The sequence below is a fragment of the Spiroplasma endosymbiont of Danaus chrysippus genome (genome assembly GCF_902809815.1).
Lineage (GTDB): Bacteria > Bacillota_I > Bacilli_A > Mycoplasmatales > VBWQ01 > Spiroplasma_E.
In genome coordinates this window covers 149,717-164,561 of record NZ_CADDIL010000005.1, presented here as the reverse complement: position 1 = coordinate 164,561, position 14,845 = coordinate 149,717, and the positions used below count along the sequence as shown (strand labels likewise).

Sequence of the window (14,845 nt, the reverse complement as noted above, 5' to 3'; positions counted from 1 at the left end):
TAACATTTTAACTTGCTTAACATTAAATGCTCTTTTATTCTGATATAGAAGTATTTACATAAAGTACTCACTATTAGACTTCTACGACAGTTTTATTAAGTTTTAATCTTTTAACAAAAAAAGAACGATAGTTATATCGTTCTTTTTTATTTCTAAATCTATCTATTAAATTAATGCGTCCTAATAGTATTAAAATATTTATATTTAGTAGAAGTTTAATATAATTAATGTCCTATTGTTTTGAAAAATAAAACAATAGGTTTTTTATTTTAGTATATTAAATTTATAAAAAACTTTTTTAAATAAAAACCTATATTAATGTTTAAAAACTATATCATATTACAAATATACAAATAATAGTTAATATATTTTCATTTCCATTAAATATAAATTTCACTTTCTTCATAAAGATTTAATAATTTTGATAAATGATCACCAACGCCACCCTCATCATTAGTTTTAGTAGTAATATCATTGGCAATACTTTTAATAACAATATTACCATTTTTCATTGCTACACCATAGCCAACTTCCATCAACATTTCTTTATCATTAATTTCATCACCATAAGCAATAACATCTCTAATATCAACATTATAATATTGAGCCAAAATGCGAGCTGTCATTCCTTTATCAATAAATTTACTTGAAATTTCAAAGATTAGTTTATTATTATCATAGCGATTTCAAGTATTTACCTTAATTGAGTTTGAATATTTTTCCAAGTCACGATATACTTGATCAAGATTAGTATTTTCTTTAAATTCAATTAAAATGGCATTAGCGCTCCCTTTTCAATCACGAATTAATTTACTAATTGTAAAAGTATCATTTTCAATAGTATCTAAATGAAAATAAGTTTCAAAGAAATCATCTTTTTTTCAACATACTGCTTTGTTGTAATATTCAATAACCGCGTTTTCAATTTGTTGAAAAATATAGTCTTCATTTAAAATATGTTTAACAATTGTTTCAGAAATTGGAAAAACTAATCGTTTGAATTTTTTGATTTTTGGATCATGAATATGGCCACCATTAAAATTGCATAGTAATGTATTAAGACCTAATTCACGATAAAATTTAATTGATCCACGATAAGGTCGACCAGTGACAATACAAACAATATGACCTTGTTTTTGAGCATCAATTAGTGCTTTTTTAGTATTAATATGAATTTCTCGTCCACCACTTTTTAATAGAGTACCATCTAAATCAACTAGGATTAAATGTTTTTGTTTTTTATTGTATAAAGACATTGTCTCTTTCTCCTATCTTTCTTTCTCGATAAAATTAATACCCATTGTGTCTTGAACAAAGTTTAATTTTTTAGTAGCAATATTATTAGCAAAATTTGCACCTTTTTCTAAATATTTTGCTAATTGTGATGATTTTTCATTAATAAATTCTTGGTGTTTTTTTTGCATTGGTTCTAATAAATCATTTATTACTTTAATTACTTCTTCTTTTAAAAAACCATAATTGTGATTACTGAAGTATTGTTCACAAGTTTTGATATCTTTTTTAGTAATGCTAGCATAAATAGTTAATAAATTACTAACTCCAGGCTTATGTTCTGGATCAAATTTAATAATATTTTCTGAATCAGTAACTGCTTTTTTAATTTTATTGGTAACTTCTTGTTTGCTATCGCTTAAAAAAATAGTATTTTTTAGATTAGTATCAGATTTTGACATTTTTTTTTCAGGTTCTTGTAAACTCATAATTTTCTGTGCTTGTTTATCAATAATTATTTTAGGAATTTTGAATAAATCAGTTTTATAATTGTTATTCATTCTTGTTGCTAAAGTTTTTGTCAATTCTAAATGTTGAGTTTGATCAACACCAACTGGCACAAAATCAGCGTCATATAGTAAAATATCAGCAGCCATTAATGCTGGATATGTAAGAATACCTGTTGGAATACTAATCGTTTTATTTTGTTGATTTGTCATTTTTTGAATTTTATCTTTAAATTGTGTCATTCGTTCTAATTCACCGACATAACTATTACATAATAATATATATCCTAATTGACTATGGGCTAAAACATCAGATTGAATAAAAATATGAGATTTATTCGGTATAATACCAGCAGCAAAATATCAAGCGGCAATATCTTTAATATTATCTCTTAATTCTTGTGCTTTTATTGGTAGTGTTAATCCATGTAAATTTGCAACAAATATTAAGAGTTCATGTTCTTCTTGCAATTTTAAAAAATTATTAATTGCTCCCAAATAGTTACCAAGAGTTAATTTTCCAGTGCTAGTTATTCCAGATATAATACGAGCCATATATTTTGCTTCCTCCAAATTAATTTTTTAATATAATTAATTATCAATGATAAAGTTAAATAATTCAATTAATTATATTAAAATTTGTTTGATTTTGATATAATAAAAACATAAATTAAAAATAGTTTTTGACCCATAGCTTTTATTTTTTAAGAGTAATGGGTTTTTACTTTATAAAGGAGTTTTTTTTATGTTATTTGGAGAAGAAAAATATAAGGATGATTTACAAAAATATTTAAAGAAAATAAAAGATCGAAACAATGTGAAAGAATATCTTCAAACTCTTGGGTTAAAACTTGAGGAATTAGAAATCAAGAAACAAAATATTGCCGAAAAACAAGCAAGTTTTGAATTTGAAAGAAAACAACTAGAAGATATATTGAAGAAAGCTGAAAGTCAATTAAGAAATATCAAAGATAGTGAAGATAAAAAAACATTTATTGAACAATACGTTAATCAGATGACTGATAAATTAAAAGCAGTTAATGAAAATATATATACTTTAGAAGTTGAAAGTAAAGAAACTGATAAAGATATAAAAAACAGAAATCTAGACAAAGTAGATAACAGAAGAACCTTAGAAAGAATTAGAAATGAATTATTTAATTTAAAAGAAATAATTCAAGAATCATCTTTTTTTAATGGTAGTTTAAAAGCATTAAAAGAAAATATGACAAAATTACAAGAAGAAAAAACTAAAATATTAAATTTAAAAAAAGAAATTTTAAAAAAAGAAGAATTGAAAGTGGAATTACAAAGTTTAGAAAATTTAATTGCATTAATAAAACAAAAATCAGAAATTGAATTAGAAATTGAAAGATTAGAAAAAAACAAGGAACAATTAACAACAGACATTGATGCAAATAAAGGTCAAATACAATCTATTTTGAATGATAATGAAAGTTCTAAAGAACAATTAATCACAAAAATAGATGAAATAAATTTAAATATTAAAACATTAAATGACAATATAGATGCAAAAACTAATTTAATTTCTTGTTTAGAAAAAGAAATTAAAAGTAATGAAGAAAATATTAGTTTAAAACTAAAAGATTTAGAAAATATTTTTCAAAATATTATAGTTTTACAAGATTGAAGAGATAGTATTTGACGTCGTGTTATTTCACTATTAACTTTTGGCATTTTTTGTAATTACAAAAGTGTTCAAAAAAAATTAGATAAAGAATTTGTTAATCGAAGTAATATAAATAAAGAAATTACTGATTTATGAATGGCAAATGAAAAAAAAATAAAACAAGAAAAAGATTTGTTTAATGAGATATTAAAAAATAAAAAAGAGACAAATATATTAAAGGAAAATTGACTAGTATTAGAAACACAATTAAGCAAAATAGTACTAAGAAAAGAAATAGAAGATTTCAAAGTGACTAATAGTCAAAAACAATTTTTATTAGAAAATACAATACTAAAAATTAAACAACAAAGAGAAAAATTAAAAAATATTTCAATTGAAAATATGCAACCATTAAATGATTTAGAAATACTTCAAAAAGAAAAAAGTGATAAATTAAATTCATTAAATGCCATTAGTTTAGATAAACTTGATAAAGATATAGAAACACTAATAGTAAGAGAAAGTGGATTAAAAATAAAAATTAATGAAAATAAATCATCTATTTCAGATTCTAGTTTAGATAATTTTAATATAGAAGTAGAAATTGAAACAAAAAAACAACTTTCAGAAGTAGAACCATTTACTAAAGTAAAGCCACTCTTAGAAAAGAGTAATTCTAACGATTCTGGTATTGATATAACAACAGAATCAATTATGATAAGATCAGTTTAATTTATTAAGCTATTTAAATTAAATTTTATTTGTCTTTAAAAGATAAATATTTATAAAGTATTAATTGTTACTTTATTATTTATATTATTGACTGGGTTTTGTAATTCAAAGTTATTGATGTTCGTTACATCATTATTTGCTAATAAAGGAGTTCTTTTTTTAGATTTTGAAAATGATACTAGCATATTTTCTACTAATCCTTTAGTGGCATTTGTTATTTTTTTATTACCAACTTGTGTTATGTTTAAACTATGAATTAAAGGTACAGAACCCATTATGCATACTACTAAATTATTTGGATTTAAAATAGTATTTAATTTATCTTTTATTGATTTTCCATTTCTTGTATTATCATAAAAAAATAAAATAGTTGATAAACTAAGACCAGTTAATAATATTCCGGTGGAACTAATTATAGTTCCAATTATGAATTCTTTAAAATATTTACTGTTATTATTTTGAATAGGCATGTTTAGTTAACTCCTTGTTTTTTTTACGCATAAAAATTATTTATTTTTAATTATTTACTTTAAAATAAAGAAAATTTAATTTTATAACTTCATTATATTATAATTCAAATTATTAATAAAATTTGATAGTAAAATATATGTTAATTTTTTTTTATAAAATTTAAGGAATAAAAGTATCTATTTTTCAAAAAATAATATGATATAATATGTGGGTGAAGGATATAGCGGAAAAGGTCTTTCATGTACTTACTTTCTAAGTTTGGTCAAAGATAGTGTGGAAATATATATTATATAGTAATGTAGAGTTTATTAACTTTTATCTTTTAAAGATAAAAAAATATTAATTTTAAAAAAGAGTATTTAAATTAAATGTAGTCTAAAAGCAAAGAGGGGTATTGTCATGATTAAAATATATGTTTCGCCAAGTTGTTTGTCTTCAAAAAAAGTTATTCAATTTTTTGATAAACATAAAATTCCATATATTAAACGTAATATTATCCATAATCCATTGACCGATACTGAAATTAAATTATTATTAAGATTTGTACCAAATGGTGTTGGTGATATTATTTCAACAAGAGCAAAGTTTATTAAAACACATGCTATTAATATTGAAAAGTTAACAATGTTACAAGTTTTTGATTTAATTAAAACTTCACCAACTGTTTTAAAACGTCCAATTATTGTTCAAGAAAATAAACAACGTATTCAAATTGGTTATAATGAAGATGAGATTGAATTATTTTTACGTGGTTCTATTGAAAACGAATTTGAAGATTCTTGTGAAATATTTTAATTGAAATATGATTGGAATACATGATGAAAAATTATAAATTTACAATTATTGCTAATAAATATGAGAATTCTCAATCATTAGCTAAGAAATTAAGGGCCAAGTTATTGGCCCTTAAAGCACTTGAAGATACTTCTTTTCCAGATATTGTTTTTATTATTGGCGGTGATGGAACATTTTTAAAAGCTGTTCATGATTATAATAATATGCTCAATACTGTTAAGTTTGTTAGTTTTAAATGTGGTAATCTTGGTTTTTATGAAAATTTTTTAAACACAGAAGTTGACAAAGTATTAATGTGAATTGATAAAAATGATAATAATTTAATAGTAAATAAATTTTCATTATTAGAAGTAAATATTAATAATAAGATTTTATATGCTATTAATGAAGTTAAGTTTGTTAACTTAACAACAACTCTTTCATGTCAAGTGTTAATTAATAATCAATTATTTGAAAACTTTCGTGGTTCTGGTTTAGTTATTGCAACAAGAACTGGTTCGACGGGTTTAATGAAATCACTTGGTGGTGCTGTTTTAATTTCAAATCATAACTTAATGCAATTTCATGAAATTGCTCCAGTAGCTAATAATAGTTATCGCAGTTTAAATTCATCACTAATTTTGGATGAAAATCATGAAATTACTTTGAAAAATATTCAAAAAGATAGTAAATTGAGCGATTTTGGAAAATTAATTGTTGATACTTTTGATTTTAATGATAAACTAAATGATAAGGTAACAATTAAATTATCAGAATTAACGTTACAAGTTTTAGAATATCGACTTAATCATTATTCTTTACTTGCTAAAATAAAAAAAGCTTTTATTCAAGAAGATTAAGAAAATATTTAAAAATATATTAATTAAGGAAGGTAATCATGCCAATTTGACAAATAGTATTATTAGTTATTGCATTGTTATTTGCTGTGGCCAGTATTGGGATTTGAATATGAAATGTTAGTACAGCTAAAAAATTACACAATCAACAAGAAAGTAATTCAAAACCTATTAATAAACCACAAAAATTCCCATTTAAATTACAAAATTTTATTGTTGATTTAGGGGGAATTGATAATATTAAAGAGACAACAGCAACAGCAAATAAAATTAAGGTAGAGATTATTGATCATTCAAAAATTAATTTTAATAATCTTAAAAAAATTAAAAATCGTGGTATTTTAGACCAAGACGATAGTGTTAGTTTAGTCTTAGGAACTTATTGTAATAATTTAAGTATTGCTATTAATGTTCTTATTAAATTAAATAATGAGAAATAAGTTATTTTTTGTAATATCCATAAATACCATTAATTAAAACATAAGTGTTAGTATAGCCCAATTCTCTGAGTGTTAGTGCAGCAGCAGTTGAACGATTTCCTGCATTACAAATAGTTATAATCACTTGATTTTTGTTTTCAATATATTTACTAGGATTTTTAATCAAATCATAGTAAGGAATATTAACAATATTAAGTTCACCATTATCATTTGTTATTTTTTTTAAAATTTGATATTCAGCAACATCACGAACATCAATAATTAAAGCTTTATTTTTAATTTTATCAAATTCTTTATTTGAAATTGAAATTTCATTTTGAATTTTATGTTTAAACATAAGTTATGACCTCCTAAAATAAAATTGTTCTATAACTTATTTTAACATTTTATTATGCTATAATGCTCATAGTTGCGACAAAAAATGGAAGCTAAGGAGTAAATAATGTTAAAAGAAAAATTCCTTTTTAAAGAAGGAAAATATGAATTAATTGTTGAATTAGGTACAATGGCTAATTTAGCAGAAAAATCAGTAAAAATTACTTATGGAAATACAGTTGTATTAACAACTGTATCATATAATGAAGTTATTAATAGTCAAGATTTTTTTCCATTACAAATAGTTTTTCAAGAAAAGTTATATTCAGTTGGTAAGATTCCAGGTGGTTTTTTAAAGCGTGAAGGTCGACCTAGTGAATATGCAACACTATGTGCTAGATTAATTGATCGTTCAATCCGTCCATTATTTCCAAAAGGTTTTGTTAATGAAGTGCAAGTTGTAAATAATGTTTTTGCGTTAGATGATGCTTGTGATGTTAGAGTAAATGCAGCTTTTGGTACTTCACTTGCTTTAGGATTAAGTAGTTTGCCATTTCAGGGTCCTAGTGCTACTGTTGTTGTTGGTAAAATAAATGATGAACTTGTCCTTAATCCAACACAAGAGCAATTATTAAATTCAAAAATGGAATTGATTGTTGGTGGAACAAAAGATGCCATCAATATGGTTGAAGCTGGATGTCATGATATTTTAGAAAAAGATATGATTAAAGCATTAAAATTTGCACATGAACATATTATTAAATTAATAATTTTTCAAGAAAGTATCATTGAAAAATTAAAACCAAATAAATTTGTGCCACAGTTAGCATTAATTCCTGTTAATATTGAACAATTTGTAGAAACAAATTGTCAATCACAAATTAGTAAAATTAGTACTACTGTTGATAAAAAAAGTCGAAGCAACTTGATTAAAAATTTAGTTGAAGAAACATTTCAAAGTTTTAAAAATAAATTTAATCAAGAAGTTTTAAATGTTGGTGAAGAAACAACTATTCATAATTTACGCAAAAGTATTGATCAATTATTACAAAAAGCAATGCGTACTATGATTTTAAAAAATAATGTACGAGTTGATGGACGAAAAGCAGATGATATTAGAAAATTAACAAGTATGATTGATGTTTTACCTATTGTTCATGGTAGTGCAATGTTTACTCGTGGTGAAACACAAGTTTTATCAGTTTTAACTTTGGGTGCACTTGCGGAACATCAAATTATTGATGGATTAGGTAAAGAAGAGTATAAACGTTTTATTCATCATTATAATTTTCCTCCATTTTCTGTTGGTGAAACCGGAAGAATGGGTGTTCCTTCACGACGTGAGATTGGTCATGGCGCCCTTGGTGAAAAAGCATTATTACAAATTATTCCTCTTGAAAAAGATTTTCCTTATACAATTAGATTAGTATCAGAAGTATTAGCATCAAATGGTTCAACTTCACAAGCAGCAATTTGTGCTTCATCAATGGCATTAATGGCTGGTGGTGTACCGATTAGAGCTGCAATTGCTGGTATTGCCATGGGTTTAATTAAAGAAGAAAAAGATTTTACAATTTTAACTGACATTCAAGGATTAGAAGATCACTTAGGTGATATGGATTTTAAAGTGGCAGGAACAGCTAATGGTATTTGTGCTTTACAAATGGATATTAAAATTACTGGTATTGATTTTAATATTATTACACAAGCTTTGGAAAAAGCCAGAATTGCGAGATTACAAGTATTAGCAAACATGAATGAAGTAATTAAAAAACCTAGAACTACATTGGCACCTAATGCTCCAAAAATTATTCAAAAGTTAATTCCAATTGATAAAATTCGTGATATTATTGGTGTTGGTGGGAAAGTTATTAATAAAATTATTACCGACTGTGATAATGTTAAAATTGATATTGAAGATGATGGACGATTGATGATTTATCATAATGAACAATCAGCCATTGATAAAGCTTGACAAATTATTGAAAGTATTGTTAATCCTGTTCAAATTAAAATCGGTTCTGAATTTGATAGTAAAGTTGTAAAAATTGTTAATTTTGGTGTTTTTGTTAATTTACAAGATAAGATTGATGGTTTAATTCATATTTCAGAATTTTCAAAAAAATTTAATAAACGTATTGATAATTTAAATAATGTCGTTAAAATCAATGATATAATTAAAGTTCGACTAATTAAAGTTGAAGATAATAGTAAGCTTAGCTTAGAAATTATTGATAAATAATTTGAAACTATTTTTAATGAAAATTAATTACAGTTTTATTATTAAATTAGTGTTAAAATACTAATAACATAATATAGCAGCATCTTGGGAATTTAAGTTAAAGTTTTAATTTTTATGTTCTTCTAAGATATTAAATTTTATAAAATAAAAATAAAGAAAGTAGAAAACTGGTGAAAACATGGCAAAGATAAAAGTATTTGCTCTGGGTGGATTAGATGAACGTGGTAAAAACTTATATGTTGTTGAAGTAAATGATAAGATATTTGTATTTGATGCCGGCATTAGACTCCCAGAAAGAGAAATTTTAGGAATTGATATTATTATTCCAGATTATACATATTTAAAAGAAAATAAACATCGTATTCAAGGTATATTTATTTCAAAACCATCTGATGATGCTTTTGGAGCACTACCTTATATTTTAAAAGATTTTAATAAAATAAAACCCGAGTATAAAGTTCCAATCTTTACTAGTAAACTAACTGATTTTATGATTAAGCAGAAATTAGAACGTTTTCGTTTTATTAATCAAAATGAAATTATAATTAAAACTATTGAGCCTGAACAAAAAGTATCATTTGGTAATGTTGTTGTTAAAACATTTAAAACAACTACTTCAATTCCAGGTAGTTTAGGTTTTGTTCTAACTGTAAATAATGGTGAAAATATTAAATTAAATGAAACAATTGTTTATACGGGTGATTATATTTTTGATGGTGAACATCGTAGTGATTTTACTACTGATATTCAACATTTAGCTAGTGTTTCTAAAAATGATGTTTTATTATTAATTAGTGAAGCAACATGCGCCAATAGAAAAGCTTTTACAGCTCCTAAGCATAAAATTCAAACTATTATTGAGCCAGTATTAAAAGAAGCACCAGGAAGGGTTATTCTTGCATGTTATGATCAAGATTTATATCGTGTTAGTGAAATTCTTAATGCTATTAAAGAAACTGACTCTAAACGTAAAATTGCAGTTTATGGTGCAACTTTATATGATATTTTATTAAAAGTTAATGATTTAAACGCTTTCAATATTGATAAATCACAAATTATTAATTTAGCACAAACAATTGGTACTAAAGATACAGTAGTTATTGTTACTGGTAGTGGTGAGCGTTTATTTACTAGAATGAATAAAATTGCTATTGGTAATGATGATTATTTAAAACTTGAATCCCAAGATACAATAATTTTAGCAACTCCACCAATTCCAGGAAATGAATTGGCTCATGCAGCCTTATTAGATGACTTAGCACGTACTGATGTTAAAGTTATTAATATATCAGAAAAACAAGCTTGAAGTTTAAATGCTTCTTATGAAGATATTAAGTTAATGGTTAATATTATTGAACCAAAATATTTTTTACCAGTTAAAGGTTTATATAAAGATTTTGTAGCAGCACAAGCAGCAGCGATTGATGCTGGTGTATTACATAACAATGCTTTAATTCATGATAATGGTGAAGTTATTACTTTTGAAAATGGTAAATTAATTGATAATTTTGTTAAACAGTATGTTGCACGTCCTTCTCGTTTTAATGATAAAAATGCTACTAATAAAACAACAGATAACTTAGTAAAAACTGGTGATGTATATGTAGATGGCATTGGTGTTGGCGATATTGGTTCAATTGTTATTAGTGAAAGAAAACAATTACAACGTGATGGTATTTTAATTACAGGAGTGACAATAAATCGTAAAACTAAAGAAATTGTTTCTTTAATTGATGCACAAATGCGTGGTGTTGTTTATTTAACTAATAATGAAGAAATGTTGAAAAAATTGCAAAACATTATTATTAATGTTATTGAAAAATATAAAACTAATAATGCTTTTAGTCTTAGTGAAGTTAAGACTAAAATGAAAAATGACTTACAAGATTATATTAAAAAAGAAACTGGTAAGTTACCTATGATTTTAACAGTTGTTAATGAAATTTAAGGTTAATGATAATATCATTAACCTTAACTTATATAATTTTATTAATGTGTATGTATTTTTAAATATATTAAAATTTAAACTTTTATTAAACTTTTTTACTATTGTAATTTTTATAAGAAAGTTGGTATTAAATATAATGAATACTTTATCAAGGGAGATTGTCAAAAATCCGGAATAAATTAAATCTATATAGTCTTATTATAAATTTAGACAAGAAATAATTTGGATTTTTATGAAATTGTATTTAAATAATACATTTTTTTAACTTAAATGCAACTAAAATACTTATAATTAAGTTTAGTAAGTGTTAAACTTATGAAATAAAATTAAGGGGAATTTAAAGATGACAATTAAAGCACTTAAAAAATTACAGTTATTAACTGTATCATTATTTATTTTAACTATTATAATTATTACTATTGGTTTAATTTTAATAGGTATTTCAAATTACTATGATTATGTACAAATTGATAAAAATTCAAAATTAATTTTAAGACAAATACATGGATTTAAATTGTTAAATATTTTAAGTATGAATTATATTTTAATTCATTCTCCAAGTTTTATATGTTATTTTACTGAAAATAATAACAATTATAATAATTGAATTCAGTTAAAAATTGGAATTATTTTTTGTTATATTTTAGTTCCAATTTTAACAATTATTACTATTTCGTTAACTTTTTTCATTATTTGTTTAAAAGTAAAAATCAAAAATAATAATTTTTGAGATGCTATTGCAAATTGTGAAATAATAAGTAATTATTACGTTCATTAAATTATGTTTCTAAATTTATCTTATTACATTTAAAAATAACCATTTTAATATAAATTGAAATATTATATGTTCTATTACCAAGCATTTCTTTTAAAACATGTCAAATATTAGTTTCTGTAAAACAACCAATATTTCATTTTGCACCTTGATTTTCAATACCTTCTTTATTATTTTTAAAGTATTGTTTTTTTAATTTTTTATGATTATCTAATTGATTATATAAATAGTTAATTAATTGTTCATATTGACCATTATTAATTAAATATTTACAATGATTATATTCTTCTAAATATTTTTCTTTATTTCCAGCCATTATTCCAAGATATAATGTTCTAATTAAATGAAATTTATCTAAAACAAACTGTGCACCTAAATAATCAGCAACTTCTTTAATTGATCCTGCACTATCACCACAAATAATGATTTTGGCTTGTTCAATATTTTCATAAAATTTTTGACAATGTTCTTTAACAAATTTAGCAGTTTTTTTAACTCCAATTGGAGTTCTTGTGGTGGTGGTGGTTAGGCCTAAATACTGGACCACTTTTGGATAGACAGTTTTAAATTTTTATTTGTGAAATTGGTGGTTTTAGAAATTTAGAATGTATTCTTTCGTAATTATAAAACATAATATATTGGTTTACATCATTTATACCTTCATTGAGAGAAAAATATTGATTTGAACCTTTAGGTAGTCATTCTTGAGATAAATGAGAAAATCAGTTTTCAGATATTACATTGCCACCAATATCATAAGGTTGTTTTTTGCTTAAAATTATTTGCTTATCAGCAGCTCAATTTGTGATGTCTTGACAATAAAATTCGTTGGCGTTATCTGAGTGTAAAATAACGTTTTTTACTTGGTTTCAAGAGAATTGTTGATTTATTTTTTCAAGTGCAGGAAGGATTAAATCTTGATAGGATTTGTTTGAACATGTATTATAGCTTACAATATTATTTGAATAAAAATCAATAATTACAAAAAGATATAATCAACCTTCTTTAGTATTTATTTGTTTAGTGTCCATTGATCAAATTTGATTTGAAGAGGTTGTACTTTTATAATCTTTGTTTACTTTATCCATTGTAGGTATTCACTTATTTGGATTTTTTTTGTTTTTAGGATAGTTATTTTTAGTTTGTTTTAATCCTTGAAGATTGTGATCTTTCATAATTTTTCGCATTTGTTTTGTTGATAATTCTAGATTTAAAATAATATGTTTGTATTGTTTTAATCATTCTTTAAATGCTGAAAAAATTCGTAAATAGCCATAAATTTGTCCTTTTCTTGTAAAATGAAATTCAAGTAAAAGTTGGCATAATTCTTGATATTTATGTGTACAATTACTAATTTGATTTTTTTCTTTTTTAATAGGGTTTTGTTTGTTTTTTACAAAATAATATGTTGATCGGTTTAGTTGAAGATGTTGGCAAAGATATCTAATTGAATATTGGTTTTTGCTATCATCAATAATTTGAATTTTTTGTTTGATATTTAACTTGTTAATTACTAATGCTATTTGTTTAATTTTATCCATTATTAAAAATCCTTTCATGTCAAAATTAGTGTTAATTGTATAACACGATTGTTTTTCGAATACATTCAAGTTTTTTTTAAATTAATGGTCTAGTAAAAAGGGCTAAGTAGCAAGTAGCGAACAACACCCTAATAGAATACCAGTACAAGCAAGAGAAAAAGTAGAATATGTTGTGCAAGTTAAACGTATGCGTTTTTTGGGTTTTATTGTTATATTTAATCTTAATTTATATANTAAATTAATGGTCTAGTAAAAAGGGCTAAGTAGCAAGTAGCGAACAACACCCTAATAGAATACCAGTACAAGCAAGAGAAAAAGTAGAATATGTTGTGCAAGTTAAACGTATGCGTTTTTTGGGTTTTATTGTTATATTTAATCTTAATTTATATACTAATATTGATGATTATAATAAAGTAGTGTTTTCACGTCGTAGAACAAAGAAAATGATTAAAAGAGGTATTATGTCTCCAAGTTATAGTGGTGAAGCAATGGCTATGACTTTATTTTTTCCTAGACATTGGTTAAAAAGGTATAATTCACGTGCTTTACATTATGTGCATGAACTTAAAACTGAATTGTCACCTAAGAAATACCTTAAAGAAGCAAGTAGTATTGATATGACTTATACTGATATTAAGTCTGCTGGTTTGGATAAATTGGATAATATTTTAAAGAAAAAAGATAAACCTAAAAGTAAAGATAAATAAAAATGATTATAGTCCCAGTAGGTTCACTGGGACTATAATTTGGGTGAGCCACGTAGTGGCGAGGGACGAAGTCCCTATATACTTGATTAAATATGATTTTATTTTTCGAAGAGGAATAATTTGTGTTTTTATTATATAAGCAAAAATTTAAAGATTGAAGATTTTTATATAAATTATTAAATTGTATATTAATTTTTATTTTATCAATATTGACTATCATCTTTTCTGTATTTACTGAATTTTGATATGTTAATAGTACTAATAAAGATAATTTTTATAATTCTATAGTATTGCAAAACTTTGATGTAATGTTATCATTTTGGTCTTCTCAAACAATATTTATTGTTAATATTTGATTTTTATTTTATTTAATTTATCATCAAAAAGAGCAGACAAATAGATTCACTAATATTTATAGTCAAATTAATTTAACAATATACATAACTATTACTGCCCTTATTTTTTGAGTGGGGATATTTATTGATAGTGTTTCAAAGTTAGATTTAGAACTTAATTGATTTTGAAAATTGAATAATTTATCTTTATTTTGTTCCTTTTTAGATCATTTAGTATCACCAATATTGATGATTATTTTTTTAATTTTAACATTTAAAAAAAATAAATTTAATATCAATATTAAAAAACAATTTATATTAGTAATTATTTATCCAATT

14 protein-coding genes are annotated in these 14,845 nt (G+C 23.8%); 8 read left to right on the top strand and 6 right to left on the bottom strand.

The features are described from left to right. Positions 1 to 380: 380 nt before the first annotated feature. Together SPIRDC1_RS07485 and trpS are read right to left on the bottom strand one after the other, a co-directional pair. On the bottom strand, positions 381 to 1,256 hold the full coding sequence (locus SPIRDC1_RS07485) for a Cof-type HAD-IIB family hydrolase (protein ID WP_174481248.1): 876 nt from the start codon (positions 1,254 to 1,256) through the stop codon (positions 381 to 383). A 12-nt stretch (positions 1,257 to 1,268) separates the two neighbouring features. After that, positions 1,269 to 2,294, bottom strand: a complete 1,026-nt coding sequence (gene trpS / locus SPIRDC1_RS07480; protein ID WP_174481247.1) for a tryptophan--tRNA ligase — start codon at positions 2,292 to 2,294, stop codon at positions 1,269 to 1,271. Between the two features lie 190 nt (positions 2,295 to 2,484). On the opposite strand from trpS, the gene SPIRDC1_RS07475 reads away from it, so the two are divergent. Next, entirely contained in the window at positions 2,485 to 4,101 is a 1,617-nt protein-coding gene (locus SPIRDC1_RS07475) for a hypothetical protein (protein WP_174481246.1), read from the top strand. Positions 4,102 to 4,151: 50 nt separating this feature from the next. On the opposite strand, the gene SPIRDC1_RS07470 is transcribed toward SPIRDC1_RS07475, so the two are convergent. Then, the gene (locus SPIRDC1_RS07470) at positions 4,152 to 4,571 is read right to left on the bottom strand and encodes a hypothetical protein (RefSeq protein ID WP_174481245.1); all 420 of its coding nucleotides are present in this window, start codon (positions 4,569 to 4,571) and stop codon (positions 4,152 to 4,154) included. Between the two features lie 400 nt (positions 4,572 to 4,971). Here SPIRDC1_RS07470 and SPIRDC1_RS07465 point away from each other — a divergent pair, with 400 nt between their 5' ends. The 3 genes from SPIRDC1_RS07465 to SPIRDC1_RS07455 are packed head-to-tail and all read left to right on the top strand — an operon-like array spanning position 4,972 to position 6,643. Then, positions 4,972 to 5,367, top strand: coding sequence for a Spx/MgsR family RNA polymerase-binding regulatory protein (locus SPIRDC1_RS07465; protein ID WP_174481244.1), 396 nt, complete (start codon positions 4,972 to 4,974; stop codon positions 5,365 to 5,367). Between the two features lie 23 nt (positions 5,368 to 5,390). Beyond that, a complete protein-coding gene (locus SPIRDC1_RS07460; protein ID WP_174481243.1) occupies positions 5,391 to 6,206 on the top strand; it encodes an NAD(+)/NADH kinase in 816 nt (271 codons plus the stop codon). Positions 6,207 to 6,244: 38 nt separating this feature from the next. Continuing rightward, the gene (locus tag SPIRDC1_RS07455; protein WP_174481242.1) at positions 6,245 to 6,643 is read left to right on the top strand and encodes a PTS sugar transporter subunit IIB; all 399 of its coding nucleotides are present in this window, start codon (positions 6,245 to 6,247) and stop codon (positions 6,641 to 6,643) included. Position 6,644: 1 nt separating this feature from the next. Here the strand turns inward: SPIRDC1_RS07455 and SPIRDC1_RS07450 are convergent, their stop codons facing one another. Further along, positions 6,645 to 6,980: a rhodanese-like domain-containing protein gene (locus SPIRDC1_RS07450; RefSeq protein ID WP_174481241.1), complete on the bottom strand. Its 336-nt coding sequence runs from the start codon at positions 6,978 to 6,980 to the stop codon at positions 6,645 to 6,647. Positions 6,981 to 7,085: 105 nt separating this feature from the next. Here SPIRDC1_RS07450 and SPIRDC1_RS07445 point away from each other — a divergent pair, with 105 nt between their 5' ends. The 3 genes from SPIRDC1_RS07445 to SPIRDC1_RS07435 all read left to right on the top strand — a co-directional run bounded on the left by SPIRDC1_RS07445 (position 7,086) and on the right by SPIRDC1_RS07435 (position 11,926). Further along, positions 7,086 to 9,200: a polyribonucleotide nucleotidyltransferase gene (locus SPIRDC1_RS07445; RefSeq protein WP_174481240.1), complete on the top strand. Its 2,115-nt coding sequence runs from the start codon at positions 7,086 to 7,088 to the stop codon at positions 9,198 to 9,200. A 178-nt stretch (positions 9,201 to 9,378) separates the two neighbouring features. Beyond that, entirely contained in the window at positions 9,379 to 11,148 is a 1,770-nt protein-coding gene (locus SPIRDC1_RS07440; protein WP_174481239.1) for a ribonuclease J, read from the top strand. A gap of 343 nt (positions 11,149 to 11,491) precedes the next feature. Next, complete coding sequence (locus SPIRDC1_RS07435) at positions 11,492 to 11,926, top strand: hypothetical protein (RefSeq protein WP_174481238.1); 435 nt, start codon at positions 11,492 to 11,494, stop codon at positions 11,924 to 11,926. Position 11,927: 1 nt separating this feature from the next. Here the strand turns inward: SPIRDC1_RS07435 and SPIRDC1_RS07430 are convergent, their stop codons facing one another. Together SPIRDC1_RS07430 and SPIRDC1_RS07425 are read right to left on the bottom strand one after the other, a co-directional pair. Then, on the bottom strand, positions 11,928 to 12,470 hold the full coding sequence (locus SPIRDC1_RS07430; RefSeq protein WP_174481237.1) for a hypothetical protein: 543 nt from the start codon (positions 12,468 to 12,470) through the stop codon (positions 11,928 to 11,930). Between the two features lie 16 nt (positions 12,471 to 12,486). Next, entirely contained in the window at positions 12,487 to 13,482 is a 996-nt protein-coding gene (locus tag SPIRDC1_RS07425) for an IS3 family transposase (protein ID WP_174481236.1), read from the bottom strand. Between the two features lie 311 nt (positions 13,483 to 13,793). On the opposite strand from SPIRDC1_RS07425, the gene SPIRDC1_RS07420 reads away from it, so the two are divergent. Continuing rightward, positions 13,794 to 14,171 carry a hypothetical protein gene (locus SPIRDC1_RS07420; RefSeq protein WP_174481235.1) on the top strand — a complete coding sequence of 126 codons (378 nt, stop codon included), beginning with the start codon at positions 13,794 to 13,796 and terminating at the stop codon, positions 14,169 to 14,171. The last annotated feature ends 674 nt before the right edge of the window (positions 14,172 to 14,845 follow it).